Below are 25,656 nucleotides of genomic sequence, written 5' to 3'. Positions count from 1 at the left end.
TGAACAAAGTGGGAAAATATCAATTGGATTACAAGAGTCAGGTAGCTGTGGCAAAGTTTCATGAAAAACAGACGCCTGCCAAATTTGATAAAAAGCAGCAAATTGAAAATTTGCGTGCAGAGTATTTGAAAAAGAAGCAAAAACAAACAGATAAATAATAGGAGAGACTAGTTAATTTGAATTTAAAACACTTACCATATATTACTATTTGGTAAGTGGAACTAGCTAAACCCTATTCATATCGGGATAAACATGGAAATAGAAACAAAGCAACGAGAAAAGTTGACTTATTAGTCACATTTTTTAGTATTCATTTTAAGGATTTCCTGTATAATACAATTTGAAAGAAAATCTATGGTTTGACAAGAAACACTCCTTTCGGTTTTGCTCACTGAAGGGAGTGTTTTTTTGTAGCTACAAACTCCGCTGTACTCATTACATTTGCATATACGCCATTTAAACTAGCCAAAATTGTATTATGAATATAAACGGCTGGTATAGTAGCATTCTTAAAAGAAAGATCTTTTGTAGCACAAGCATCATGTATAACAGTACATTGAAAGCCGAAATCAAAAGCAGCCCTTACGGTAGCATCGATACACATATGAGTCATCATCCCGCATATGACGACGTGCTCAATAGCTAAACGTTGTAATTGTTCTAGGAGATCAGTTTCCCGAAAACTATTTGGATAATGTTTGAGTATAACGGTTTCTTCTCTAAGTGGACGTACGCTTTCATGAATATGTACACCTTCAGTATTGGGTAGGAAAAAAGTAGCGTCATCTTTTATTGCTACATGCTGGATATGAAAAATAGGTTCGTTTTTCGTTCGAAAGAGTTTTAGTAGCTGACTAGCATAGTCACTTGCCTCTACAGGATTACGCAATTCCATCTTTCCATGCGGAAAATAATCATTTTGAATATCAACGAGTAAAAGAGCAGTTTTCATATATTTATCTTCCTCCAATTTCATATTCAAATAATGGTATTCAATGTATAGAGAGGATTCTCCTTTTAAAAAAATATGAAGGAGAAGAATTTTACATAACTTTAAAAACCAATATTATATTGTGATTTTTTATTTGAAAATTTTAATAGAGAAATAATTAATATTTTTCTAAAAAATGTATTGACTCTCATTATTCTGAGTTCTATAATGAGAATTAATTAAATGACAATTAAATCGATACATTCTTATCCAGAGAGGTGGAGGGACTGGCCCTACGATACCTCAGCAACGGGTTTTTTAATACCGTGCTAACTCCAGCAAGTCTTATAAAAGGCTTGGAAGATGAGAAGATGTGACCGAGTACATATAAGTGCTCTCCTTCTTATCTTTATGTTTGATAAGAGGGGGAGCACTTTTTATTTCACCTCGAAAGCTCTACTTCAAGTTTTTACAGCATATAGGAGGGAAGAAAATGATTTCTTTTAACAATGTAAGTAAAGTATATGAATCAGGTGGGCAATCTGTTCATGCGGTGGAAGATGTAACATTATCCGTTGAGAAGGGCGAAATTTTTGGCATTATCGGTTTTAGTGGCGCTGGAAAGAGTACGTTGTTACGCTTAGTAAATATGTTAGAGAGACCGACGGCAGGAACGATTTCAATAGATGACAAAGATATTACATCACTATCGACGAAAGAATTACGGAAGCTAAGACAAAGAATCGGGATGATTTTTCAAAGTTTTAATTTATTTAACTCAAGAACAGTGTTTGGGAATATTGCGTACCCATTAAAGTTAGCGAAAGTACCAAAGAATGAGATAAAAGAAAGAGTAAATGAACTGCTGAAGTTTGTAGGATTAGAAGATAAAGCAGACTATTATCCAGAGCAACTATCAGGTGGTCAAAAACAACGGGTTGGCATTGCAAGAGCACTTGCAACATCACCAGATATTCTTATATGTGATGAGGCAACGTCAGCTCTAGATCCAGAAACAACGACAGAAATTTTGAACTTATTAAAGAAAGTAAATCGAGAATATAATGTAACAATTCTTCTTATTACACACGAAATGCATGTTGTGAAAGAAATATGTCATCGTGTAGCTGTAATGGAGAAGGGGAAAGTTATTGAAGAAGGAAAACTGTTTGACGTTTTCACACAACCAAAAACAAAGACAACTCAAAACTTTGTACGCTCTATTATTAATGATCATTTACCGGAAAGTGTTCTAGGGAAAATTCAAAACGGAGGACAGATTTATCGCTTAACATTTACTGGTGAAGAGACAGGACAGCCAGTACTATCATATATCGCGAAAAACTATAACGTCGATGTAAATGTACTGTATGGAAATATTATTGAACTTCAAAATGTGCTATTTGGAAATCTTCTCTTAGAACTGCAAGGTGAACAGAAGGAAGTTCAAAAAGCATTACAACATCTAAGACTACAAGTGCAGCTGAAGGAGGTAGAAGCTCATGCGAGTTGATTGGAGTATATTTTGGCCTCGCATAGTAGAGGCAACGGGGGATACCCTCTTAATGGTAATCGTAACCCTTATATTTGCTACAATTCTTGGTATACCTCTAGGTTTACTTTTGTATGTAACGAGAAAAGGAAACTTTTTAGAAAATAAATTGGTCTTTTCTATTCTTAATATCATTATTAATACAATTCGTCCAATTCCGTTCATCATCTTCTTAGTAGCTTTAAGCCCACTAACAAGAAGTGTTATTGGAACGACGATTGGAACAGCAGCAGCAATTTTCCCAATGACGTTAGTCGCTTCGATTGGGATTGCGAGAATGGTTGAAACAAATCTTGTTTCTGTTCCAAAGGGAGTCATTGAAGCAGCACAAGCAATGGGTGCTTCACCAATTAGAATTGTATTTGAAATTCTTGTGCCAGAAGCGTTAGCACCATTGATCTTAGGGGTTACGTTTATGACAGTTGGTTTAATTGAATTTTCTGCAGTTGCTGGGCTTGTCGGTGGTGGCGGTCTTGGTGACTTAGCGATGACATATGGTTATCAACGCTTTGATACATCGGTTATGTTCGTAACGGTCGTTTTACTTATTATTCTCGTACAGGTAGCTCAAAATTTAGGAAACTACTTTGCGAAAGTCTTTTTACGCAGATCATAAAAAGGAAGAGGGGAAAAGTAAATGAAGAAAATTTTAGCATTTGCATTATCAGCGATTGTAGGGATTTCAGCGTTAAGCGGCTGCTCAAGTGGAGAAACGGGGGCAGGGGCGAAAGAAAAGGTAGTTCGCGTCGGTGTAACCGGAACAGATGGAGACGCTTGGGAGATTTTAAAGAGAAAAGCTGAAAAAGAAGGAATTAAAATTAAACTGGTTGAGTTCTCTGATTATACAACGCCAAATAAAGCGTTAGCTGATGGAGATATTGAACTAAATTCATTTCAGCATATTGCTTTCTTAGAGCAATTTAAAAAAGAGCATAAGTTAGATATTACAGCTGTTGGTACAACGCAAATTGCACCGATGGGCTTATACTCTGAAAAATATAAGAAGGCAAATGAAATTCCAGATGGTTCAGAAATTGCGATTCCAAATGATCCAACGAACCAAGCGCGTGCATTAAAACTTCTTGATGCAGCTGGATTATTAAAGCTTAAGAAAGACTTTGGCTTATTCGGAGATCCAAGCGGCATTGCTGAAAATCCGAAGAAGTTAAAAGTTACACCGGTTATCGCACAGCAAACACCTCGTGTATTAAAAGATGTTGCAGCTTCAGTTATTAATAATGGTGTTGCTGGTCAAGCTGGATTAGACCCAGCGAAGGATCCAATTTTCTTAGAAGATCCAAAGAATGAAAATGCGAAGCCATATATTAATATTTTCGCAGCTCGCACGAAAGATAAAGATGATCCAACACTGAAAAAAGTAATTGAACTATATCATTCAAAAGAAGTAACAGATGCAATTAAGAAAGAAACAAATGATGGTTCCATTTCAGTAGATCTTTCACTTGAGGAGCTTGAAAAAATCGTAAAATAATGATTGAGTTTAACGGGCTAGCAGAAGGAACCCCTCCGCTGTTAGTTCGTTCAACATATAATCTACTTAACAAACAAACCCTAATTCTGTACCTTCCAATTCTGTATAACGTAGAATCCAATGTTTGTTAAGTAGAGTAATGGACCAGGAGTTTTCCTGGTCTTTTTTTTATAGATGAAAGTAGCTAGCAAATAGTAAGGTAATCCAAATTATAACAGGGTAAGAAAATAAGCTGAAAATGAGTGTAATTATGAATTGTTTTTTATGAATGAGGTGTTTTTCGGATAAAAAAAAGAAAATCGAAAAGATGAAAATGAAAGCTGCCGATATTACGCCAGGGTTATAGGAACGGTAAATGAAAAACAAAATAATATGTTGAACGGAGTTGAAGAATATAGCCCCTTGTATAAAAATAATCCAGTATATAGAAGACAAGAAGTTTAGTTGATATAGAAAGACGATAAGTAAGACAAAGATTGTTAATGCGGAAATGGCAATGAAAAATTGTTGGCTTGTTATAAAATGAATTGAAAATCGATTAGCAAGATATTGTGGCATTTGGAAAGATTCTTCAAGGTTATGAATGAAAAATAACAAGGGAATAATCCAAAACATAATAGTGGAATGTTTTTTCATCAACTTAGATCACTCCAATATGGAGATAGAAAGCCTACAAAGGCCCTCTATCCAGAGATGTTCATTCAATTATGATACTTTTTAAATTATCTTCATGATGCTCTCGTTTTTTCGGATAAGCAGCTAGCTCCTCTTGTAAAATATTTAGCATTTGCTTAGCTGATTGCTGGATTGGTGTAGGCAACTCTTCTAATATATTCATAACGACTTTTATTTTTGCATGAATTACCTTTCTTAGTAGTTCCTCACGCATGTACTACACCTCCAAAACGAATGTTTAGTACATCATCTTCGAATTTTGCTCCTTGAATAGAAAGGTGTGTTAACGTTTTTGGTAATGTGATATTTCGTTTAACAGAACCAGCGCGAATGATAAGCTCATCACCTTTTTGATTTAATGCAAGTTCACTTTTGTTAGAGAAGGGAATGGACAGAACGAAAATATATTCATCGCCATCTTTTTTTACATATTGAGTGCGGCCGTTAAATTTTACTTCAGTAGGAAAATGATCAGTTTTAAATAAAGCATCTCCTACGCGTTCTAACATAGGTAAACCAACAACTTCTTGTTCAAACATTGGAGCTTCGTAAATAGGAAGTGGATCAAAACTATCTTGAATTAATGTTTTATATTTCTTTTGGGTATCTTTCCATGCTTGAAAATAAGGATCGGTGACAGTTTTAGGAATGACACGATTGATCATAATGGCATCTACGTTATAATCGTATAAATTTAAATACGTAAAGCTGCGCTGTGCTTCTTTAATGACCATTTTTTCAGGATTTACAACGATGCGGATACTTGTTACGCCTCGGTTTGATAAAATATCTCTCATTTCTCCGAGCTGTTCAAGTGTATTCGTTAATTCGTCCATAATATCATCGGTTGGAAGGGGGACACCAAGAAGTGGTTGAGCTACAGGGCGAACAACTTTTAAAACTTTTCTTTTAATAGGAAAGAGTTTTTCCATCCACCAGCCGAGCATGTCTGGAAAGCTGAGCATTGCTAATGTTTCTCCTGTTGGAGCACAATCAATGATAATAACGTCATATGTGTTTTGTTTATAATAATCGAGTACGCGAAGTAAACTAATTAAATCTTCCATACCAGGAAACATCGTTAACTCTTCGGTTGTAATATCATCTGCTGCTTTGGAAGTGAAGAGTAGTGTAATATATTTCTGTAACTTTCCCCAGCCTTTTTCCATCTCATAAATCGTATTAATTTCTTGTGCCCATAAATTTTCACGAATTTCTAATGGCTCAGAAGAAAGTTTTATACCAAATGAATCTCCTAAACTATGAGCAGGGTCTGTGCTCATTACTAAAGTTTTTAAGCCTTGTTTTGCGCTTTGAAGTGCAGTTGCTGCTGAAATACTAGTTTTTCCTACGCCGCCTTTACCTGTATACAAAATAATTCTCATCATCATATCCCCCTTTGTTTCGAATATCGAATATTACGAGTACCGAAATATTTTTTTGAATAAAAACCCTATTAGGGTTTTTATTCAATCGGAATGTTTTTCATTTTAGGTGTAGAAACCTTTTCTTCAGTTTTTTGCTGTGACGTAGCAATGTGATTCATGATCTTTTGGAAGATCTGTAGTAAGAATGCTTTTTCTTCTTCTGATAATGCTTCTGTCACTAGGTTAAAGTAATGGGCTGCATTTTGTTTTACTTCTTGAACGAGCATTACACCGTTTTCTGTTAAACGAATTAATACAATGCGTCGGTCGTTTTCATCACGGTACCTTTCGATATATCCCTTTTTTACAAGGCGATTTACAACACCTGTCGTTGTACTCATCGGTATATCAAGAAGGTCAGCGATTTTTGTCATTGTAATATCTGTATTTCGCTCCATCCAAAGTAAACAAAATACTTCTGTTTTAGAAAGTGTTAAATCTAGGCTTACCCATTCTTCAGGATAGAAAAGTTTCTTGGCGTTATCTAGCAGTAAGTCTAAAAAATGTTCATATTGCAACAATTAATTCCACTCCCGTATATTTCGAGGTTCGTAATATTTGTTTTTATTTTATGTAGAATTGAAATAAATGTCAATTATTTTAACTGTTTTTTCAGATTAGGCAGAAAACTAACTTTAAAATAGTATTCTTTTGTGATAGATTTATAAATATAAAACTAGAATTTACATAAAAATCCATCATGATAAATATACTTATCTATAATGGATGTACAGCTAACGAGGGGGAGAACGATGAGAAGACGTAATACGCAAGCGTTCACGTTTTTAGCATGGACTTCATTTGTTTGCGCGCTTTCAGGTATGCTAATTGGAATTTATACGTTAGATGAAACGCTTAGTGTAAAAGGATATTATTTAATTGGAACATTATTTTTAACGATGTCTTGTTTTGTATTACAAAAAACAATTCGTGATAATGAAGAAGATAACGAGAGATTTCCGAAAAATAAACCGTTAGATAAAGAGTAAATCGTAAAGAAAGGCGTTTGCCTTTCTTTTTTTATGTAAAAATACCGTAAGTGCCGTGTGTTGACTTGCTTGAAGTACTGAAAATTTGGTATCATCAATAGTATTGTAGATTGAACGATATATTATGGAGGTGGCCTAGCCGTGTCAAGAATTTCCGTTGAGAATGTAAAGCACGTAGCACATTTAGCACGTCTTGCAATTACTGATCAAGAAGCAGAAAAATTTCAAAAACAACTAGATGCAATTGTTACATTTGCAGAACAGTTAAATGAATTAGATACAACTGATGTAAAACCAACAACTCATGTATTAACTATGAAAAATGTTATGCGTGAAGATGTACCAGAAAAAGGTTTACCAGTCGAAGAAGTATTAAAAAATGCACCGGATCACAAAGATAATCAAATCCGTGTTCCAGCAGTATTAGAATAGAGGAGGGGAATTTCGATGTCATTATTTGATCATTCAGTATCAGAGTTACATAAGAAATTAAACAACAAAGAAATTTCCGTTACGGATTTAGTAGAAGAATCTTACAAACGTATTGCGGATGTTGAAGATAACGTAAAAGCTTTTCTTACATTAGATGAAGAAAACGCACGCGCGAAAGCGAAAGAATTAGACGCGAAAATTGGTGCTGAAGATAATGGTTTATTATTCGGTATGCCAATTGGTGTAAAAGATAACATTGTAACTAACGGTCTTCGTACTACTTGTGCGAGTAAAATGTTAGCAAACTTCGATCCGATTTATGATGCGACAGTTGTGCAAAAGCTAAAAGCTGCTGACACAGTTACAATCGGTAAATTAAATATGGACGAGTTCGCAATGGGTTCTTCAAACGAAAACTCAGGTTTCTACGCTACGAAAAATCCATGGAACTTAGATTACGTTCCAGGTGGATCTAGTGGTGGTTCTGCGGCAGCTGTAGCAGCAGGAGAAGTATTATTCTCTCTAGGTTCTGATACGGGTGGTTCTATCCGTCAGCCAGCTGCATATTGCGGCGTTGTAGGTTTAAAACCAACTTATGGACGCGTATCTCGTTACGGATTAGTAGCATTCGCATCTTCACTTGACCAAATCGGACCGATTACACGTACAGTAGAAGATAATGCATACTTATTACAAGCTATTTCAGGCATTGACCGTATGGATGCAACTTCTGCTAACGTTGAAGTAGGAAACTACTTAGCTGGTTTAACAGGCGACGTTAAAGGTTTACGCATTGCTGTACCGAAAGAATACTTAGGAGAAGGTGTTGGCGAAGAAGCTCGTGAGTCAGTACTAGCTGCTTTAAAAGTATTAGAAGGTATGGGCGCAACTTGGGAGGAAGTATCTCTTCCACACTCTAAATACGCTCTAGCAACGTATTACTTATTATCTTCTTCTGAAGCATCTGCTAACCTTTCACGCTTTGATGGCGTACGTTACGGTGTTCGTTCTGATAATGTAAATAACTTATTAGACCTATACAAAAACACACGTAGCGAAGGTTTCGGTGATGAAGTAAAACGTCGTATTATGCTTGGTACATTTGCACTAAGCTCTGGTTACTATGATGCATATTACAAAAAGGCACAACAAGTACGTACATTAATTAAAAACGACTTTGAAAATGTATTTGCTAACTACGATGTTATTATTGGACCAACAACGCCAACTCCGGCATTTAAAGTGGGCGAAAAAGTTGATGATCCAATGACAATGTATGCAAACGACATTTTAACAATCCCAGTAAACTTAGCGGGTGTTCCAGCGATTTCTGTTCCATGTGGATTCGGTGCTAACAACATGCCACTTGGTCTACAAATCATTGGTAAACACTTCGATGAAGCGACAATTTACCGCGTTGCACATGCGTTTGAGCAAGCAACAGACTATCATACAAAAAAAGCAAGTCTGTAAGGAGGCGAGCATAGATGAATTTAGAAACAATTATTGGTTTAGAGGTTCACGTTGAGTTAAAAACAAATTCGAAAATTTTCTCTGCGAGTCCAACAGAATTCGGAGCGGAGCCAAATACACAAACAAGTGTAATTGACTTAGGATACCCAGGGGTACTTCCTACTTTAAATAAAGAAGCAGTTAACTTTGCAATGAAAGCTGCAATGGCATTAAACTGTGAAATCGCAACGGAAACGAAGTTCGACCGTAAAAACTATTTCTATCCAGATAATCCGAAAGCTTACCAAATTTCTCAATTTGATAAGCCAATTGGTGAAAATGGCTGGATTGAAATCGAAGTAGACGGTAAAAAGAAACGTATCGGTATTACACGTCTTCATTTAGAAGAAGATGCTGGTAAATCAACGCATACAGCTGATGGTTCATTAGTAGACTACAACCGTCAAGGTATGCCTTTAATCGAGATCGTATCTGAGCCGGATATGCGTACGCCAGAAGAAGCATATGCATACTTAGAGAAGTTAAAATCAATCATTCAATACACTGGCGTATCTGATTGTAAGATGGAGGAAGGTTCTCTACGTTGTGATGCGAACATTTCCCTTCGTCCAGTTGGACAAGAGAAGTTCGGTACAAAAGCGGAACTGAAAAACTTAAACTCATTCACTTACGTACAAAAAGGTCTTGAGCACGAGCAAGTACGCCAAGAAAAAGAATTATTATCTGGCGGTATCATCCAACAAGAAACACGTCGTTATGATGAGGCAACGAAGAAAACAATCTTAATGCGTGTGAAAGAAGGATCTGACGATTACCGTTACTTCCCAGAGCCAGACTTAGTTGAACTTTACATCGACGATGAGTGGAAAGAAGCAGTTCGAGCTTCTATTCCAGAACTTCCAGATGCGCGTAAAGCTCGCTACGTTTCAGAAATTGGCTTACCAGCTTACGATGCACACGTATTAACATTAACGAAAGAAATGTCTGATTTCTTCGAAGCAACTGTTGCAGACGGTGCTGATGCGAAATTAACATCAAACTGGTTAATGGGTGAAGTGCTTGCATACTTAAACAAACAACAAAAAGAATTAAAAGACGTTGCATTAACGCCTGCTGGTTTATCTAAAATGGTTCAATTAATTGAAAAAGGTACAATTTCTTCTAAAATTGCGAAGAAAGTATTTAACGAATTAATTGAAAAAGGTGGAGACCCAGAAGAAATCGTTAAAGCGAAAGGTCTTGTTCAAATTTCTGACGAGGGTACACTTCGTAAAGTTGTAACAGAAATTCTTGATAATAATGAGCAATCTATCGAAGACTTTAAAAACGGTAAAGACCGTGCAATTGGCTTCTTAGTTGGTCAAATTATGAAAGCTACAAAAGGACAAGCAAATCCACCGCTTGTTAACAAAATCTTACTTGAAGAGATTAATAAGCGATAATAATAGTAACTTGTAAAGATTAAGCAGAAAAACACCCGTACATGGGTGTTTTTCTAGGTTAATCAAACGTTTGTTTAAATGAGAGAAAATCATTTAAACAAACGTTTGATTAACTGTCAAAAGTGGAAAAATGTTTGTATAGCAACTATGGTATGATAGTTGCAAAAAGGTGGGAATAATGATAAATCTAGACATAGAGGTTTTTTTCATCTCATGAAATAATAGATAATTATTATTCTTTATATGTAAATTGTTACGAGGAAATAGATGGACATAAATTTTTTGTCAAATAAAACAAAACCATCGAAATGAATATTTATTTTTGATGGGCTACACGAATCGGGTTCTTACTGCCTGTTTGAGCGAGATAAGAAAAGGATAGGAAGATGAGAGGAGGTAGGCATGGGAATACTGAATAAAAGTTCGGTATGTTCTTTTTCAATACATAAAGAAACTTCCTGTGCTAATAAATGATGAAGCGAGCAAGAATTATTTATAATCCTACTTCTGGGCGTGAGCTATTTAAGAAGAGTTTACCAGAAGTATTACAAAAATTAGAACAAGCTGGATATGAAGCGTCTTGTCATGCGACAACGGGTCCTGGAGACGCAACTGTGGCGGCGAGGCAAGCTGCGGATCGTAAATTTGATGTTGTTATCGCAGCTGGTGGTGACGGCACGTTAAATGAAGTGGTGAACGGTTTAGTGGGGCATGAACATCGTCCAAAGTTTGGAATTATTCCAGTTGGAACGACTAATGACTTTGCACGTGCAATCGGTGTACCTCGTTCTATTGAAGAGGCAGCAGATATTATTTGTGAAGGAAAAACTGTACCATTAGACCTTGGTAGAGCAAACGATACATATTTTATTAATATCGCTGGTGGCGGTCGTATTACAGAATTAACATATGAAGTACCGAGTAAGCTAAAGACAGTATTAGGACAACTTGCTTACTATTTAAAAGGTATCGAAATGTTACCATCATTACATCCAACATATGTTGAAATTGAGTATGATGGAAAATTACTACAAGAAGAAATTACGATGTTTTTAATTACGAATACTCGTTCAGTAGGTGGCTTTGAAAAAGTAGCACCATATGCATCAATTAACGATGGCTTATTTGATTTATTAGTGCTGAAAAAAGGATCTATCGCTGACTTAATTAAAGCAGCAACACAAGCGCAGCGTGGTGAACATATTAACAATCCAAAAGTGTTATACACACAAGCAAATCGAATTAAAGTACATTCACCAGATAAACTAATGATTAATTTAGATGGTGAATACGGTGGAGATGCACCGATGGAATTCGAAAATATATATCATTGTCTCGAACTATTTGTTCCTGAACATCAAGAGGATGCCCTGTAAAGGCATCCTTTTTATTATGTAGAGGAATTGTAAATTGGAAGTTAGTTTGATTTTTATGGTATTTTTACAATTCGTTTATTTTATATCCATACTTTATTGATACACTGGAGGAGAGAAGAAACGAGAGGTAGGGTGCTATGGAGAAGGTAAAAGCAATATTATTTGATAAAGATGGGACATTAATGGATTTTCATTCAATTTGGATAAAAGTAGCTGAAGAACTTGTGGCGGAATGTATCAATTTATATGAACTGCCAAAGTCAATGCAGCCCACTTTACTAAAAGAAATTGGTGTGGATGGGGCATTTGTTCATCCTCGTAGCGCAATAGCGGCAGGAACAAGCCTTGATGTTGCAAAGGGGCTTTGTAAGTATATTACGTCATCTAAGGAAGATGAGATGCATGAGTGGGTAAGTGAAAAGTTATTCTCTCTTATGTATGAGCATCGTTCCTATATGAAAATGACGGCGGATTTACCGAGAATTTTACAAGGTTTAAAGGATAGAGGGTTTATTTTAGGTGTTGTTACAGCTGATGATTTTGCACCGACAGAATTGTTTTTGAAACAGTATCAATTAGAGTCTTTTTTTGATTATGTTGTAGCTTCAGATACGTTTCCAGCACAAAAACCAGATAAAAGAATTATAGAATCGTTTTGTGAGAATTTTCATTTAGAAGCATGTGAAGTAGCCGTCGTTGGAGATACACCAACTGATTTATATTTAGCGAGAAATGGCGGCGATTGCTATGCAATTGGAGTACTATCTGGTACAGGAGATCGTCAAACATTAGAACCACTTGCTGATTTAGTAGTACAATCTGTTGGGGAGTTTATTTCTCATTCGGGTGAGTTCATTTGGGAACAAGGAAAGTCTAATGTGTAAGAAAAATAAGTCTATAAGGACTCTTAATGAGTCTTTATAGACTTATTTTTTATGTCGACATAGAAGGTATGTAGGATGAATGCTGGAAAAGAATGTTGGCATACATTTTGCAAAGAAAAGAGAAAACAATGTAAAGAAAAGGATGGGGTACGTAATGAACACAAAAAAATTTGCTAAAGTAAATGAACAAATTCCTGGACCGAAAGCAGCGTCTTTATTAGAACGCCGCCAAAATATAGTACCAAAAGGGGTAAGTAACGGCATCCCAACGTTTGTACAATCTGCAAATGGTGCTCTTGTAACAGATGTTGATGGCAATCAGTACATTGATTTCGCGGGAGCAATTGGAACAATTAACGTAGGACATTGTCATCCAGCTGTGAAAGAAGCGCTTCATAAACAAGTAGATCAATACATTCATACTGGATTTAATGTCATGATGTATGAGCCATATATTGAATTAGCAGAAAAACTTGCAGCATTAGCGCCAGGAAGTTTTGATAAGCAAGTACTATTTTTAAATAGTGGTGCAGAAGCAGTTGAGAATGCGGTGAAAATCGCTCGTAAATATACAAAAAGATCTGGTATTATTGCATTTTCTAAAGGTTTCCACGGACGTACATTAATGACAATGACGATGACAAGTAAAGTAAAACCATATAAATTTGGATTTGGCCCATTTGCACCGGAAGTATATAAAGCGCCATTCCCATACGAATATCGTCGCCCAGAAGGACTAACTGAAGAGCAGTACGATGACTTTATGATTGAAGAGTTTAAGAATTTCTTCATATCAGAAGTAGCACCAGAAACAATTGCAGCCGTTGTCATGGAACCTGTTCAAGGGGAAGGTGGATTTATCGTTCCAAGTAAGAAGTTTGTGCAAGCAGTACGCAATATTTGCTCAGAACACGGCATCTTATTTGTAGCGGATGAAATTCAAACAGGATTTAGCCGTACAGGAAAATACTTTGCCATTGATCATTATGATGTCGTTCCAGATCTAATTACGGTATCTAAATCATTAGGCGCTGGTGTACCAATTAGTGGTGTCATTGGGCGTAAGGAAATTATGAATGAGTCTGCACCGGGAGAGCTTGGTGGAACGTATGCAGGAAGCCCACTAGGATGTGCGGCGGCATTAGCAGTACTTGATGTAATAGAAAAAGAGCATTTAAATGATAGAGCGATAGAATTAGGAAAAGTCGTAATGAATCGATTTGAAGAGATGAAAAATAAATATAATTGCATCGGTAATGTGCGCGGTTTAGGAGCAATGTGTGCATTCGAGCTCGTTCAAGACCGTAAGACGAAAGCGCCAGATAAAACGTTAACGGCTAACTTGTGCGCAGAAGCAAACAAACGCGGCTTACTTCTACTATCAGCAGGGACATACGGTAATGTTATTCGTGTGCTAATGCCATTAGTGATTACAGATGAGCAACTTGAAGAAGGATTAACAATCATTGAAGAATCATTGCAAGTCTGTTATGAGAAAGCAAATACTGCTCGTGTTTAAAAGCTAAATAATAAATCGCAAACATTCTAGCTGACTCTATATAAAATGCAGAAAATTCACTTTATAATGAAAGTAGTGAAGTGAATCGATGGATTTTGGAAGTTAGGGGTGGCTAGGATGGTTGCAGAAAAGGAACGAGTGTTAATGGATTTACAAGATGTATTTGAATATGCGTTTGACGAAATTTTTGTGACTGATGAAAAGGGAATCGTTGTGCGTGTAAATAGTACATGTGAAAGGCACTATCAATTAGCTGCTAAAGAGTTAGTAGGTAAGCATGTAAAAGAGTTGCAGAAGGACGGTATCTTTTATCCATCTGCAACGTTAGAAGTAATTGAAAAAAAGAGGCCGATTGAACTCGTCCAAACGACAAAATCAGGAGAGTATTTACACGTTCGTACAAGGCCTGTTTTCGATGATGAGGGAAATTTAAGAAGAGTAATTAGTTACTCTCGTGATCTTACAGAGCTCTACCAATTACGTCAAAAGGTAGAGGAAATGGATAATCAGTTAAAAACATATAAAAAAGAATTAAGAGAAACGTATGAGCATGAAGGACTTATTTTTAAAAGTATCGCTATGCAAAAAATAGTCGAGACAATTAAAAAAGTATCTGTAGTAGATAGTACTGTTCTCGTTTTAGGTGAGACAGGAGTAGGGAAGAGTCGATTAGTACGTCATTTACATGAAGTGAGTAACCGGAAGAATGAAAGTTTCTATGAAATTAACTGTGCGGCATTGCCAACAAATTTAATTGAATCAGAGCTTTTTGGATACTCAGGTGGATCTTTTACAGGTGCGAATCGTGAAGGGAAAAAGGGACTATTAGAATCCGCGCATAAAGGAACGCTTTTCTTAGATGAAATTGGCGAAATGCCGCTTGAAATTCAAGCCAAGCTTTTGCAAGTGTTGCAGGAGAAGACGTTTCGCCCGGTAGGAGGAAGGGAATTAAAAAAGGTAGATGTTAGAATTGTAGCGGCAACAAATCGAGATTTAAGTATGATGGTGAAACAAGGAACATTCCGGAAAGATTTATATTATCGTCTGAATGTCATTCCAATTGTAATTCCGCCACTTCGGGAAAGAACTGAAGACATTTTGCCACTCATTTATCATTATTTACAGCACTTTAACGAGAAATATGGCCGGAATGTAAAATTAGCGCCTAGCACATTACAAATGTTTGTTAGTTACCCGTGGGAAGGAAATAATAGAGAAATTGAAAATGTGATTGAGCGAATTGTTATAACTGCTGACGATATCGTTACGATAGAAGATTTGCCGATAGCGATGCAAGAATCAACGGTTGAAAAGTCCGGTCAAAGTCTCTATAAAATGTTAGAAGAAGTAGAACGGAATATTATTTTGAAAGCATATAAAACATATGGATCGAGCTATAAAGTAGCGGAGTTTTTAAAAATAAGTCAATCTGCTGCCACGAGGAAAATAAAGAAACTTATAGAGGAGGAAGAAAACATTGGATAAAAAAGCGACGTTTGTAAATGTAGAGAAAAAGGCGATGTATATAAATGGTGAGTGGATTACATTGCAAGAACAAATCGAAGTAAACAATCCAGCAACGAAGGAAATATTTGCGACGGTACCAAAGGGCGGAGTAACAGAGGCAAAGCAAGCTGTTGATGCTGCCCATGAAGCTTTTAAATCATGGTCTAAGTTAACAGCAGCAGATCGTGCAATGAAGTTAAAAAAATGGTTCACACTTATTGATGAAAATAAAGAAGAGATTGCAGCGATTATGACGAGAGAACAAGGAAAGCCATTTGCAGAAGCGCTTGGTGAAGTGAATTATGCAAATAGTTTTGTTGAATGGTATGCAGAAGAAGGAAAACGCGTATACGGTGAAATGATTCCTGCTTCTCATCCGAATAAACGTATTTTAGTTATGAAGCAACCTGTTGGGGTTATGGCAGCTATTACACCTTGGAACTTCCCGGCCGCTATGATTACGAGAAAGGTAGCACCGGCGCTTGCAGCAGGATGTACGGCAGTTGTAAAACCTGCAAGTCAAACGCCGTTAACTGCGCTTAAATTGGCTGAATTAGCTCATGAAGCGGACATTCCAAAAGGTGTAATAAATATTGTAACAGGTAGTGCGAAAGCAATTGCGGATACGTGGATGGAAGATGGACGTGTTCGAAAGGTTTCCTTCACAGGATCAACGGAAATTGGGAAGGAATTAATGGCCAGTGCTGCACAAACGATGAAAAAGGTTTCACTTGAGTTAGGTGGTCACGCGCCGTTTATTGTTATGAACGATGCGGACTTAGATAAAGCGGTAGATGCGGTAATTGGTTCGAAATTCCGTAACGCAGGACAAACGTGTATATGTACAAATCGAGTATTCGTTCAAGAAGAAGTATACGAAGTATTTGCAGAGAAGTTCCAAAAGGCAGTAGGGCAGTTGAAAGTAGGAGACGGTTTCGGTGACGGAACGACTGTAGGACCACTTATTGACGAGCATGCAGTTTCGAAAGTACAGGAACATATCGAAGATGCTATTAAACAAGGTGGAACAGTTTTATATGGTGGCCAAAAGGTTGCAGAGCTAGACGGACACTTTATGCAACCAACTGTAATTGGATTAGCAAATGATACGATGCTTTGTATGAATGAAGAAACATTCGGACCAGTTGCACCAGTTGCGAAATTTAAAACAGTGCAAGAAGTAATTGAACGTGCAAATCATACACCATATGGATTGGCTGCTTATATTTTCACAAAAGACATTAGTCAAGCATTCCAAATTAGCGAAGCGTTAGAGTACGGAATTATCGGTTTAAATGATGGACTTCCATCGGTTGCACAAGCGCCGTTCGGTGGCTTTAAAGAGAGTGGTATTGGCCGTGAAGGAGGCCATTTCGGTATCGAGGAATATTTAGAAATTAAATATATTTCATTAGGGCTATAAGGTAGTATACTAGAATCTCTATAAGGTAACAGAGAAGGAGAGTCTAGTATGATATATTGGCTATTATTACTCGTAACAATTATTTTTGAAGTAGCTGGAACAATTGCGATGAAATTATCGAATGGTTTAACAAAGCTCGTTCCAAGTATACTTATTTTCGTATTTTATGGAATTTGTTTCAGCGTATTTGCCATCGTTGTCAAAAAAATTCATTTAAGTATCGCTTATGCCATTTGGTCTGGCGTAGGGACATTACTTATTACAATCATTAGCGTGTATTTTTTTAAAGAGCACATTAGCTTATTCCAAGCGTTTTGTATTCTCTTTATCGTTTTAGGAGTAATTGGACTTAAGGTTTCATCGGCATCATAAAAGGCTATCTTCCGGTGTGGAAGATAGCCTTTTATTTGTATTAAAATGCCCAGTTACCTTTACGGAAGATTGGTTCATGTCTTCCATCATCTGTAATACCGTCGATATCAAGCTCGGCTGATCCGATCATGAAGTCGTTATGTGTAATACTAGTGTTTGCTCCGTTTTCAGCAAGCTCTTCTTTAGACATTGTTTTTCCGCCAACTAAGTTGAAAGCATAAGCACTTCCGATTGCAAGGTGGCAAGATGCGTTTTCATCAAATAGCGTATTGTAGAATAAAATATTTGTGTTTGAAATTGGTGAGTCATGAGGTACTAAAGCTACTTCACCTAAGTAGTGAGAACCTTCATCTGTTTCTACTAAATGTTTTAAAGCTTCTTCACCAGTTTCAGCTTTATAGTCTACGATACGTCCGTTTTCAAATGTTAACGTGAAGTTATCGATAATGTTACCTGCAAATGCTAACGGTTTTGTACTAGATACTTGGCCGTTTACACCTGTTTTAAGCGGCATTGTAAATACTTCTTCAGTTGGAATGTTCGCCATAAATGGTACGTTCTTTTCATTTAAGCTACCAGCACCAGCCCATACGTGCTTTTCTGGAAGTTCGATCGTTAAATCTGTTCCAGGACCTGTATAGTGAAGAGCTTTATAATGTTTTTCGTTTAAGTAATCAACTTTTGTATGTAATGTTTTATCGTGTTCTTTCCATGCTTCCACAGGATTTTCTAAATCAGCACGAGTAGCTTTGAAAATAGCATCCCATAGTTTTTCTTCTCGTTCTTCTGGTGCAACGTCAGGGAATACTTTCGCAGCCCATTCTTTCGTAGGAACAGAAATGACACACCAGCTTACTTTATCAGCTTGTACGTAATCACGGTATACTTTCATTGCTTCACCAGCTACTTTATGAGCTGTTGCGATGCGCGTTGCTTCTACACCTTTTAATAAATCTGGGTTTTCTGCATAAATAGACATGAATGCAGCGCCTTCTTTTGCTAATTCTTCACGAGCGTGTGCTTTCCAAGATGGGAACTCAGCAAATGCTTCTTCAGGAGCTAGATCGAACTTTAAGCGTGTTAACGTCTCATCATTCCAATCCACATATACGTGTTTTGCACCAGATTTATATGCTTTTTCTGTAACGAGGCGTACAAATTGTACAGCTTCAAGAGGTGCACTAATTGATAAGGTTTGTCCTGGTTGAATATTAACACCAACATTGACTGCAAGGGCAGCATATTTCTCTAACGTTTGTTCAAATGACATATGTATAATCTCCTTTAATTTGAAAGATTTCTTACTATATATAATACAAGAAAATTCAAAAAATATATATAAATATAGCGTGAAAAGAGAGCTCAAAATATATTGAGCTCTCATCGTTATTTAATTGAAGAAGCAAATTGTTCTACGGTCGTCGTATGGTGTATGCGAACACGCTTCATTTTTAACAACTCATCGGGTTCACCTTTTGTAATGAATTTTCCGGGTTTTGTTGTCGTTGCGAATTGATAATATTTCTTCGTCTCTGCAACGACTTTATCATCTACATGACCGAATGGATAAGCAACTGCCATAACAGGTTTACCTGTTATTTTCTCTAGCGTTTCCTTTGATTCTTTTAATTCTTTTTCATAGTTTGTAATTTTCGGCAAGTCTGCATGTGTTGCAGTATGAGATTGCATAGAGAAAATGCCGGAATCAACCATTTCTTTTATGTCAGATGTAGATAGTGATCCTTCTACATCAACGTTATCAACAATCATATATTCTGTTGCTGTCGGTTTAAACGTATCGTCTTTTAGCTTTTGTAAAATATGAAATGCATTCATATTATTTTTCATACCGTCATCAAATGTAACGAAGATAGGTTTATTTACTTTATTAATGTCGCCCCAACGTTCGAAAGTTAGTAATGTATAACCGTTGTCCTTTAAATATTTCATTTGGGCTTCAAAGTTAGCAGGTGAGACGAATAAATCTTTAATACCTTGTCCGTGATAATCATCGATTGCATGATACATAAGAACGGGAACCTTTTGCTCGAAAGTAATAGTAGATTTTGTGAGCGGAATGGTCTTCCCATCTTCTTTTATTCCTATTGCTTCGATTTGGAACTCACCGCGTTTTCCTTCAAATTCTTTTATGTCAAAAGGAAGTGAAAATTGTTTTTCCTTTTCTTTTGAAGATAAGGATTTAGCAGTTTCTTTTCCAGCAGCAGTTCGCCAAATTTTATATTGTACCTCAGTTAAAGTATCTTTTATATCTGCCATGTGAATAGTAGTGTTAGTAGATTCATATGTAATTGGGTTATAAGAAATTTTTCCTTGTTCTTGTACGGTCACTTCTTGTTTCTTAGTCTCTTGAACCTTTTTCTCTTTTTTAGGCTCTTGACTTACATTGTTAGTAGTACAACCTGCTAGAATAGCAGACGTGCATAAAGCGATTGCTGCGTATTTTTTCATAAAATCACCTTCTATTGTGTATTATGTTGCATACTCATATTTAAAATCCCCACCGCTGTAAGAGAGGTGGGGATATACCCTTGTTTATCATAGCATTTTAGTAATGAGATAGGTTAGTAGCTTTTAATAGAGCTATTTTAGTAAAGTTTATTTTATAAGAGATATGAATTTTTCCATCGATGTATTAGGTCCTACAAAGTGGCGTTTAATTAAATATTGTTCGTTTGGCATCCCTTTTGTAATATGATTACCGTGATCGGTCGTTACTGCGAAATCATAATATTTTTTCGTTTCTTCAACCGCTGAATCATTATAAGAACCTACTGGGTAGGCAAGGGCGATAACTCTTTTGCCAGTAAGAGCTTCAATTTTTTCTTTCGAACCACGTAATTCCTCATCATAATTGCTTGAATGAGCCATCATCGTATGATTAGCAGTATGTGATTGAATAGAAAATATGCCTGAATCCATCATTTGTTTTATCTCATCTGTTGATAGACGATTTGGTTTATCTATCTCGTTTGCAGTAAGAAATTCAGTAGCCGTAGGTTGAAATCTATCATCCTTTAATTTTTGTAAAATATGAAGAGCATTCATATTATTTTTTCGACCATCATCCATCGTTACAAAAACAGGTTTATTTACACGATTTATATCATTCCAACGTTCAAATGTAAGCATCGTATAACCGTTATCTTTCAAATATTGCATATGCTTTTCGAATTGCTCAGGTGGTACATATAAGCCGTAATCCCCATCACTTGGCCCAGGGTATTTTTCAATTGCATGGTACATTAAAACCGGTACATGTTGCTGGAATGTAATTTTAGATGTTACTAGATTTGTTTCAGTATTATCTTCCTTGATTCCTACTGTTTCAATTTGAAATTCGCCACGTTTTAAATGAAATGATTTTAAATGTAGTGGGAGGGCGAAGTCACGTTCTTTTTCTTGTGAAGTAAAAGTTTGTTTGCTTTCAGGACCATCAGCAGTACGCCAAATATTGTAACGTACTTGTGTGAATGAATCTCTTAAATCCTTTGTATAAAGCGTGGTGTTTTGTGCGTTATATTCATATGGATCCCATGTAATAATTCCTTGTGTTAAAGGAAGTTCAACTGCTTTCGCTTTTTTTTGTTCAACTGTTTGTTTCGCCGTTGCTTCTTTTATTTGTTTATCACTAGTGCTACTAGTGTTACAACCTACGAGAATAGCAGAAGAAAGTAAAGCGATATGTGTATATTTTTTCATTCTATCATCCTTCTATTGTGATTTGATTATCATCACTTATGTCATGAAACCATCGTTCGTATAAGCGACACTAAATCAAATTTTTGGTTTTAAAAATTTGATTTATACCCTTGTCCATCATATCACTATAGAATATGTAGGGGAATATATTTTTGGGATATTTAGGTAAAAATGCCTTATTTTTTTCTGGTGGAGTTTACATAAAAATACATATAGAAGAAAGTAAAAAAACTCCACCTCAATTTCCTTTTGAAAAAGGAGAAGTAAGGTGGAGTTTTTTGTTAAATAAACAATCCAGCGATTGTTGCAGATAAAATAGAAGCAAGTGTTGATGCAAATAGCATTTTCCAACCAAATTTAGAAACGATGCTTCCTTGTTTTTCAGAAAGGGCACGGATTGTACCTACAATCGCACCAATTTGGCTAATACTTGCGAAGCTAATTAAGAATACTGTAACAATTCCAACTGTACGTGGAGATAATGTTGCTGCAACATCTTTTAAATCAAGAATTGCTACAAACTCGTTTAATACAATCTTCGTACCCATAATACCACCAGCTGGGATAATATCTTGAGTTGGAATACCCATTAAGAATGCGAATGGAGCAAGTATATAACCGAAGATTTGTTGTAACGTAACAGCATATCCCATTGCACCTGAAGCTGCACTAATTACGTAGTTTACAACTTCCATCACACCGATGAAGGCGATCATTAATGCGGCAACGATACCAGCTACTTTTAAACCATCAAGCGCACCGTTAATCATTGCACCGATAAAGCTGTCTCCGAATAAAGTTCTATCAAATTTTTGAATCACTTCATCTTCTTTCTTCGTATCAACGGGTGTTAATAGCGAACAAACGATTAAGCTTGAGAATAAGTTTAGCGGAAGAGCTGCTAGTACATATTTCGCATCTAACATCATTACATATGATGCTGTAACAGAAGCAGAAACTGAGCTCATCGCAGAACAACAAATGATAAACATACGGTTTTTGTTAAAATGCTGTAAATCGTTTTTAATAACGATTAACGCTTCACTTGAACCGAAGAATACAGAGTTTACTGCGTGGAATGACTCGACGCGTGGTAAACCAGTAATTTTTGAAATGGCACCGCCGACAACGCGAACGATGAATGGTAAAACACCTAAATAACTAAAGATAGAAAGTAGTGCTGAGAAAAATACGATAATTAATAGTACGTTTAAGAAAAAGACAAAATCTCTTTGAATTCCATTAAAGAGAAAATCGACACCTGTCGTACCAAGTTTAATTAGTTTGTTGAAAACTTTACCAATGAAAATAATGATTTGTTGACCAATCTTTGTGCCAAACATAAACCAACCGATTAAAATTTGAAAACCAATCATAATAGCAATTGCACGGAGGTTGATTTTACTTCTATTGTTTGACAAAGCAAAGCATAAACCTAAAACGACAAGAATACCGATAATGCTCATTACATATTGCATGTAGTTGCCCCTTTCAGAAGTTCGTATAAAGTTTGTACATAAAAAGCTCGTTATATTACTAAAAATAAAACAAAGAGGTTTTATGTCATACGTAAGATGTCTGACCTTTTAGAAAAATAAAAATAAAAAAAGACCCATATGGATTCACTTTCATCTATGAGAGAAAGCTAATCAATATGAGTCCTTTTTTGCACATAGGCTAATATTCATTAGTTTTCCCCATAGTCCAGCAATTTAAGGTTGCCGGGTAGAAACTCTCGATCCATATTATCGAGTATATATGAGGTAACATCGTCCGTATTAAATTAGTAGTAGCGTAACATTAACAGAGAACTATCGTCAATAGCTTTTTTTCTTCCGATAGAAATAGACCATATAAGTATGATAAAATGTAACGCAGTGTTATGAAAAAGAGAGGTCGGAAAATGAGTACAAAAATGACGCCACCAGTTGAGAAAAACGAGTTTATAGATGTAGTATTTGAAGATTTAACACATGATGGTGCCGGTGTTGCGAAAGTAAAAGGCTATCCTATTTTCGTTAAAAACGGATTACCAGGTGAAGAAGCACAAATTAAAATTATTAAAGTGAAGAAAAACTTCGCATTCGGTCGTTTAATGAAGCTTCATACAGAGAGCCCGTACCGTAAAGATGCAGAATGCCCAGTGTACAATCAGTGCGGCGGTTGTCAGCTTCAGCACTTAACATATGAAGGACAATTACAAGCGAAAGAAAAACAAGTACGTGACGTTATGCAGCGCATTGGCGGACTAAGTGATGTTCCTGTTCATCCTGTACTTGGCATGAAAAATCCGTGGGTATATCGTAACAAAGCACAAGTACCAATTGGAGAACGTGAAGGTGGACTTGTAGCTGGTTTCTATCGCCAAGGAACACATGACATCATTAATATGGAATCATGTTTAATTCAGGCAGAAGAAAACGATACATTAATTCAAGAAGTAAAACGTATTTGTGAAAAACATGGTATTTCGGCATACAACGAAGAGCGTAATAAAGGAACACTTCGTCACGTAATGGCGCGTTATGGACAAGTCACAGGGGAAATTATGCTTGTCTTCATTACTCGTACAGCAGAACTACCAAACAAGAAAGCAATTATTGAAGAAATTGCTGCGAAATTCCCTGAAGTAAAATCGATTGTTCAAAACGTAAACACGAAACGTACAAACGTAATCTTCGGAGACACAACGACAGTACTGTACGGATCGGAATATATTTATGACTTTATCGGTGACATTAAATTTGCGATTTCAGCACGTTCATTCTATCAAGTAAACCCAGAACAAACGAAAGTGCTGTACGATAAAACGTTAGAATACGCAAAATTAGATGGTAACGAAACAGTAATTGATGCCTATTGCGGAATTGGATCAATCTCCTTATTCCTAGCACAAAAAGCGAAAAAAGTGTACGGCGTTGAAATCGTCCCAGAAGCAATCGAAGACGCAAAACGAAACGCAGCACTCAACAACATGACAAACGCTGAATTTGGCGTAGGAGAAGCAGAAGTAGTCATTCCAAAATGGTACAAAGAAGGCGTAATCGCTGACACAATGGTCGTAGACCCACCGCGTAAAGGGTGTGATGAGGCACTACTAAACACAATCATCGACATGAAACCAAAACGCGTCGTATACGTATCATGTAACCCAGCAACATTAGCACGAGACTTAAAAGTACTAGAAGAGGGCGGATATAAAACGCAGGAAGTACAACCTGTTGATATGTTCCCGCATACGACTCATGTGGAGTGTGTAGCTTGGCTTAAGTTGGTATAATAGGAAAGCAGTTGATATAGGAAAATCTATACCATCTGCTTTTTGGTTTATTGAGAGTTTGAAATTGTATTCATAGTGAGAGGATTTGAATTTGAAATGATAGATAATTTTTGGCGTGATTTACCACGACCATTTTTCGTGCTTGCACCAATGGAAGATGTAACGGACGTTGTTTTTCGTCATGTAGTAAGTGAAGCTGGTCGCCCAGACGTGTTCTTCACAGAGTTCACAAACTCGGATAGCTATTGTCATCCAGAAGGTATGAAAAGTGTACGTGGCCGTTTAATTTTCACAGAAGATGAGCAACCAATCGTGGCGCATATTTGGGGAGATAATCCTGAATATTTCCGTCAGATGAGTATTGGTATGGCAGAGTTAGGATTTAAAGGCATCGATATTAATATGGGCTGCCCAGTACCGAACGTTGCATCAAGAGGAAAAGGTAGTGGCCTTATCTTGCGTCCAGATGTTGCGGCAGAACTTATTCAAGCAGCAAAAGCAGGCGGACTACCTGTCAGCGTAAAAACAAGACTTGGCTTTAAAGAGTTAAGTGAGTGGGAAGATTGGTTAACGCATATTTTCAAACAAGATATCGCGAATCTTTCAATTCACTTACGTACAAGAGAAGAAATGAGCCAAGTGGATGCGCACTGGGAGCTAATTCCGGAAATTAAAAAATTACGTGATCGTATTGCACCAAATACACTAATAACAATTAACGGAGACATTCCTGACCGTAAAATCGGACTGGAACTTGCTGAAAAATACGGCATTGATGGTGTTATGATCGGACGAGGTATCTTTAAAAATCCGTTTGCTTTCGAAAAAGAGCCAAGAGAGCATAGCAGTAAAGAACATTTAGATCTTTTAAGACTACAACTTGATCTTCAAGATCAATATGCAGAAGTATTACCACGCTCTATTACAGGACTACATCGCTTCTTCAAGATTTATGTAAAAGGCTTCCCTGGAGCTGCTGAACTAAGAAATCAATTGATGAGCACGAAATCAACGAATGAAGTGCGTGCATTGCTTGATAAGTTTGAGGCGAGTGTGAATGTGGTAGAAGGTAGTGAAACAGTGTAACTTTTGAAAGTTACACTGTTTCACTTTAATTAAGGTGAACTGTATCATAAAACAAGGGTAAGAAAAGAATACAGGAG

At 36.6% G+C, this 25,656-nt stretch carries 26 protein-coding genes and 2 riboswitches; of the genes, 17 read left to right on the top strand and 9 right to left on the bottom strand.

What is annotated here, in order from left to right; translation table 11 throughout:
* The first annotated feature begins 8 nt into the window (after positions 1-8).
* A complete protein-coding gene (locus tag AC3WTI_RS25125) occupies positions 9-158 on the top strand; it encodes a hypothetical protein (protein WP_000521652.1) in 150 nt (49 codons plus the stop codon).
* 230 nt (positions 159-388) lie between these two features.
* On the opposite strand, the gene AC3WTI_RS25120 is transcribed toward AC3WTI_RS25125, so the two are convergent.
* A complete protein-coding gene (locus AC3WTI_RS25120; protein WP_097840594.1) occupies positions 389-952 on the bottom strand; it encodes a cysteine hydrolase family protein in 564 nt (187 codons plus the stop codon).
* 242 nt (positions 953-1,194) lie between these two features.
* Positions 1,195-1,301, top strand: a riboswitch (SAM riboswitch).
* 123 nt (positions 1,302-1,424) lie between these two features.
* Between AC3WTI_RS25120 and AC3WTI_RS25115 the strand changes: the two genes are divergently transcribed.
* The 3 genes from AC3WTI_RS25115 to AC3WTI_RS25105 are packed head-to-tail and all read left to right on the top strand — an operon-like array spanning position 1,425 to position 3,975.
* Positions 1,425-2,444: a methionine ABC transporter ATP-binding protein gene (locus AC3WTI_RS25115; protein WP_097840593.1), complete on the top strand. Its 1,020-nt coding sequence runs from the start codon at positions 1,425-1,427 to the stop codon at positions 2,442-2,444.
* On the top strand, positions 2,434-3,099 hold the full coding sequence (locus tag AC3WTI_RS25110) for a methionine ABC transporter permease (protein WP_087957380.1): 666 nt from the start codon (positions 2,434-2,436) through the stop codon (positions 3,097-3,099). Before AC3WTI_RS25115 ends, AC3WTI_RS25110 begins: the two co-directional genes overlap by 11 nt.
* 21 nt (positions 3,100-3,120) lie before the next feature.
* Entirely contained in the window at positions 3,121-3,975 is an 855-nt protein-coding gene (locus tag AC3WTI_RS25105) for a MetQ/NlpA family ABC transporter substrate-binding protein (protein WP_098903162.1), read from the top strand.
* Between the two features lie 168 nt (positions 3,976-4,143).
* Here AC3WTI_RS25105 and AC3WTI_RS25100 read toward each other — a convergent pair whose 3' ends face one another.
* From AC3WTI_RS25100 to AC3WTI_RS25085, 4 genes are all read right to left on the bottom strand, one after another.
* The gene (locus AC3WTI_RS25100) at positions 4,144-4,611 is read right to left on the bottom strand and encodes an HXXEE domain-containing protein (RefSeq protein WP_142305802.1); all 468 of its coding nucleotides are present in this window, start codon (positions 4,609-4,611) and stop codon (positions 4,144-4,146) included.
* A gap of 61 nt (positions 4,612-4,672) precedes the next feature.
* Positions 4,673-4,864 carry a DUF3926 domain-containing protein gene (locus AC3WTI_RS25095; RefSeq protein WP_087957377.1) on the bottom strand — a complete coding sequence of 64 codons (192 nt, stop codon included), beginning with the start codon at positions 4,862-4,864 and terminating at the stop codon, positions 4,673-4,675.
* Positions 4,857-6,038 (bottom strand): ArsA family ATPase, encoded by a 1,182-nt coding sequence (locus AC3WTI_RS25090; RefSeq protein ID WP_087957376.1) that lies wholly within the window; start codon positions 6,036-6,038, stop codon positions 4,857-4,859. Before AC3WTI_RS25090 ends, AC3WTI_RS25095 begins: the two co-directional genes overlap by 8 nt.
* Positions 6,039-6,115: 77 nt before the next feature.
* Positions 6,116-6,598, bottom strand: a complete 483-nt coding sequence (locus AC3WTI_RS25085) for a MarR family winged helix-turn-helix transcriptional regulator (RefSeq protein ID WP_000942477.1) — start codon at positions 6,596-6,598, stop codon at positions 6,116-6,118.
* Positions 6,599-6,829: 231 nt separating this feature from the next.
* On the opposite strand from AC3WTI_RS25085, the gene AC3WTI_RS25080 reads away from it, so the two are divergent.
* The 10 genes from AC3WTI_RS25080 (at position 6,830) to AC3WTI_RS25035 (ending at position 17,493) form a co-directional block, all read left to right on the top strand.
* A complete protein-coding gene (locus AC3WTI_RS25080; protein WP_001254393.1) occupies positions 6,830-7,066 on the top strand; it encodes a YiaA/YiaB family inner membrane protein in 237 nt (78 codons plus the stop codon).
* Between the two features lie 141 nt (positions 7,067-7,207).
* Positions 7,208-7,498 carry an Asp-tRNA(Asn)/Glu-tRNA(Gln) amidotransferase subunit GatC gene (gatC, locus tag AC3WTI_RS25075; RefSeq protein ID WP_000086999.1) on the top strand — a complete coding sequence of 97 codons (291 nt, stop codon included), beginning with the start codon at positions 7,208-7,210 and terminating at the stop codon, positions 7,496-7,498.
* 15 nt (positions 7,499-7,513) lie between these two features.
* The gene (gene gatA, locus AC3WTI_RS25070) at positions 7,514-8,971 is read left to right on the top strand and encodes an Asp-tRNA(Asn)/Glu-tRNA(Gln) amidotransferase subunit GatA (protein WP_000051449.1); all 1,458 of its coding nucleotides are present in this window, start codon (positions 7,514-7,516) and stop codon (positions 8,969-8,971) included.
* Positions 8,972-8,985: 14 nt separating this feature from the next.
* On the top strand, positions 8,986-10,413 hold the full coding sequence (gene gatB, locus AC3WTI_RS25065) for an Asp-tRNA(Asn)/Glu-tRNA(Gln) amidotransferase subunit GatB (RefSeq protein WP_060629333.1): 1,428 nt from the start codon (positions 8,986-8,988) through the stop codon (positions 10,411-10,413).
* A 470-nt stretch (positions 10,414-10,883) separates the two neighbouring features.
* Positions 10,884-11,789, top strand: coding sequence for a diacylglycerol kinase (locus tag AC3WTI_RS25060; RefSeq protein WP_000977671.1), 906 nt, complete (start codon positions 10,884-10,886; stop codon positions 11,787-11,789).
* Between the two features lie 137 nt (positions 11,790-11,926).
* The gene (locus tag AC3WTI_RS25055; RefSeq protein WP_087957375.1) at positions 11,927-12,673 is read left to right on the top strand and encodes an HAD family hydrolase; all 747 of its coding nucleotides are present in this window, start codon (positions 11,927-11,929) and stop codon (positions 12,671-12,673) included.
* Positions 12,674-12,827: 154 nt separating this feature from the next.
* Positions 12,828-14,192 carry a 4-aminobutyrate--2-oxoglutarate transaminase gene (gene gabT, locus AC3WTI_RS25050; protein ID WP_087957374.1) on the top strand — a complete coding sequence of 455 codons (1,365 nt, stop codon included), beginning with the start codon at positions 12,828-12,830 and terminating at the stop codon, positions 14,190-14,192.
* A gap of 117 nt (positions 14,193-14,309) precedes the next feature.
* A complete protein-coding gene (locus AC3WTI_RS25045; RefSeq protein ID WP_087957373.1) occupies positions 14,310-15,677 on the top strand; it encodes a sigma-54 interaction domain-containing protein in 1,368 nt (455 codons plus the stop codon).
* Positions 15,670-17,121, top strand: a complete 1,452-nt coding sequence (gene gabD, locus AC3WTI_RS25040) for an NADP-dependent succinate-semialdehyde dehydrogenase (protein ID WP_071757782.1) — start codon at positions 15,670-15,672, stop codon at positions 17,119-17,121. Before AC3WTI_RS25045 ends, gabD begins: the two co-directional genes overlap by 8 nt.
* 48 nt (positions 17,122-17,169) lie before the next feature.
* Positions 17,170-17,493 carry a DMT family transporter gene (locus tag AC3WTI_RS25035; RefSeq protein WP_097840589.1) on the top strand — a complete coding sequence of 108 codons (324 nt, stop codon included), beginning with the start codon at positions 17,170-17,172 and terminating at the stop codon, positions 17,491-17,493.
* A gap of 40 nt (positions 17,494-17,533) precedes the next feature.
* Here the strand turns inward: AC3WTI_RS25035 and AC3WTI_RS25030 are convergent, their stop codons facing one another.
* The 3 genes from AC3WTI_RS25030 to AC3WTI_RS25020 all read right to left on the bottom strand — a co-directional run bounded on the left by AC3WTI_RS25030 (position 17,534) and on the right by AC3WTI_RS25020 (position 21,213).
* Positions 17,534-18,763 (bottom strand): aminopeptidase, encoded by a 1,230-nt coding sequence (locus AC3WTI_RS25030; protein WP_087957371.1) that lies wholly within the window; start codon positions 18,761-18,763, stop codon positions 17,534-17,536.
* 116 nt (positions 18,764-18,879) lie between these two features.
* Positions 18,880-19,962, bottom strand: a complete 1,083-nt coding sequence (locus AC3WTI_RS25025; RefSeq protein ID WP_087957370.1) for a polysaccharide deacetylase family protein — start codon at positions 19,960-19,962, stop codon at positions 18,880-18,882.
* A gap of 147 nt (positions 19,963-20,109) precedes the next feature.
* Positions 20,110-21,213, bottom strand: a complete 1,104-nt coding sequence (locus AC3WTI_RS25020) for a polysaccharide deacetylase family protein (protein WP_087957369.1) — start codon at positions 21,211-21,213, stop codon at positions 20,110-20,112.
* A gap of 152 nt (positions 21,214-21,365) precedes the next feature.
* Between AC3WTI_RS25020 and AC3WTI_RS25015 the strand changes: the two genes are divergently transcribed.
* Positions 21,366-21,527 (top strand): hypothetical protein, encoded by a 162-nt coding sequence (locus tag AC3WTI_RS25015; RefSeq protein WP_179192024.1) that lies wholly within the window; start codon positions 21,366-21,368, stop codon positions 21,525-21,527.
* On the opposite strand, the gene AC3WTI_RS25010 is transcribed toward AC3WTI_RS25015, so the two are convergent.
* On the bottom strand, positions 21,495-22,691 hold the full coding sequence (locus AC3WTI_RS25010) for a NupC/NupG family nucleoside CNT transporter (RefSeq protein ID WP_087957368.1): 1,197 nt from the start codon (positions 22,689-22,691) through the stop codon (positions 21,495-21,497). The genes AC3WTI_RS25015 and AC3WTI_RS25010 overlap by 33 nt on opposite strands.
* Positions 22,692-22,893: 202 nt before the next feature.
* Positions 22,894-22,995: riboswitch (purine riboswitch) on the bottom strand.
* Between the two features lie 121 nt (positions 22,996-23,116).
* Here AC3WTI_RS25010 and rlmD point away from each other — a divergent pair.
* Together rlmD and AC3WTI_RS25000 are read left to right on the top strand one after the other, a co-directional pair.
* Positions 23,117-24,493, top strand: a complete 1,377-nt coding sequence (gene rlmD, locus AC3WTI_RS25005; RefSeq protein ID WP_087957367.1) for a 23S rRNA (uracil(1939)-C(5))-methyltransferase RlmD — start codon at positions 23,117-23,119, stop codon at positions 24,491-24,493.
* Positions 24,494-24,589: 96 nt separating this feature from the next.
* Positions 24,590-25,579, top strand: a complete 990-nt coding sequence (locus AC3WTI_RS25000) for a tRNA dihydrouridine synthase (protein ID WP_087957366.1) — start codon at positions 24,590-24,592, stop codon at positions 25,577-25,579.
* Positions 25,580-25,656 lie beyond the last annotated feature (77 nt).

This window comes from Bacillus sp. EB106-02-03-XG38 (genome assembly GCF_058792175.1).
This window is presented reverse-complemented; position numbering and strand designations above follow the sequence as displayed.

Excerpts from the sequence above, each read along its gene's own strand:
- AC3WTI_RS25120 (WP_097840594.1), bottom strand. The coding sequence starts at position 952 with ATGAAAACTGCTCTTTTACTCGTTGATATTCAAAATGATTATTTTCCG.
- AC3WTI_RS25115 (WP_097840593.1), top strand. The coding sequence starts at position 1,425 with ATGATTTCTTTTAACAATGTAAGTAAAGTATATGAATCAGGTGGGCAA.
- AC3WTI_RS25110 (WP_087957380.1), top strand. The coding sequence starts at position 2,434 with ATGCGAGTTGATTGGAGTATATTTTGGCCTCGCATAGTAGAGGCAACG.
- AC3WTI_RS25105 (WP_098903162.1), top strand. The coding sequence starts at position 3,121 with ATGAAGAAAATTTTAGCATTTGCATTATCAGCGATTGTAGGGATTTCA.
- AC3WTI_RS25100 (WP_142305802.1), bottom strand. The coding sequence starts at position 4,611 with ATGAAAAAACATTCCACTATTATGTTTTGGATTATTCCCTTGTTATTT.
- AC3WTI_RS25095 (WP_087957377.1), bottom strand. The coding sequence starts at position 4,864 with ATGCGTGAGGAACTACTAAGAAAGGTAATTCATGCAAAAATAAAAGTC.
- AC3WTI_RS25090 (WP_087957376.1), bottom strand. The coding sequence starts at position 6,038 with ATGATGAGAATTATTTTGTATACAGGTAAAGGCGGCGTAGGAAAAACT.
- AC3WTI_RS25080 (WP_001254393.1), top strand. The coding sequence starts at position 6,830 with ATGAGAAGACGTAATACGCAAGCGTTCACGTTTTTAGCATGGACTTCA.
- gatA (WP_000051449.1), top strand. The coding sequence starts at position 7,514 with ATGTCATTATTTGATCATTCAGTATCAGAGTTACATAAGAAATTAAAC.
- gatB (WP_060629333.1), top strand. The coding sequence starts at position 8,986 with ATGAATTTAGAAACAATTATTGGTTTAGAGGTTCACGTTGAGTTAAAA.
- AC3WTI_RS25060 (WP_000977671.1), top strand. The coding sequence starts at position 10,884 with ATGATGAAGCGAGCAAGAATTATTTATAATCCTACTTCTGGGCGTGAG.
- AC3WTI_RS25055 (WP_087957375.1), top strand. The coding sequence starts at position 11,927 with ATGGAGAAGGTAAAAGCAATATTATTTGATAAAGATGGGACATTAATG.
- gabT (WP_087957374.1), top strand. The coding sequence starts at position 12,828 with ATGAACACAAAAAAATTTGCTAAAGTAAATGAACAAATTCCTGGACCG.
- AC3WTI_RS25045 (WP_087957373.1), top strand. The coding sequence starts at position 14,310 with ATGGTTGCAGAAAAGGAACGAGTGTTAATGGATTTACAAGATGTATTT.
- AC3WTI_RS25035 (WP_097840589.1), top strand. The coding sequence starts at position 17,170 with ATGATATATTGGCTATTATTACTCGTAACAATTATTTTTGAAGTAGCT.
- AC3WTI_RS25030 (WP_087957371.1), bottom strand. The coding sequence starts at position 18,763 with ATGTCATTTGAACAAACGTTAGAGAAATATGCTGCCCTTGCAGTCAAT.
- AC3WTI_RS25025 (WP_087957370.1), bottom strand. The coding sequence starts at position 19,962 with ATGAAAAAATACGCAGCAATCGCTTTATGCACGTCTGCTATTCTAGCA.
- AC3WTI_RS25020 (WP_087957369.1), bottom strand. The coding sequence starts at position 21,213 with ATGAAAAAATATACACATATCGCTTTACTTTCTTCTGCTATTCTCGTA.
- AC3WTI_RS25010 (WP_087957368.1), bottom strand. The coding sequence starts at position 22,691 with ATGCAATATGTAATGAGCATTATCGGTATTCTTGTCGTTTTAGGTTTA.
- rlmD (WP_087957367.1), top strand. The coding sequence starts at position 23,117 with ATGAGTACAAAAATGACGCCACCAGTTGAGAAAAACGAGTTTATAGAT.
- AC3WTI_RS25000 (WP_087957366.1), top strand. The coding sequence starts at position 24,590 with ATGATAGATAATTTTTGGCGTGATTTACCACGACCATTTTTCGTGCTT.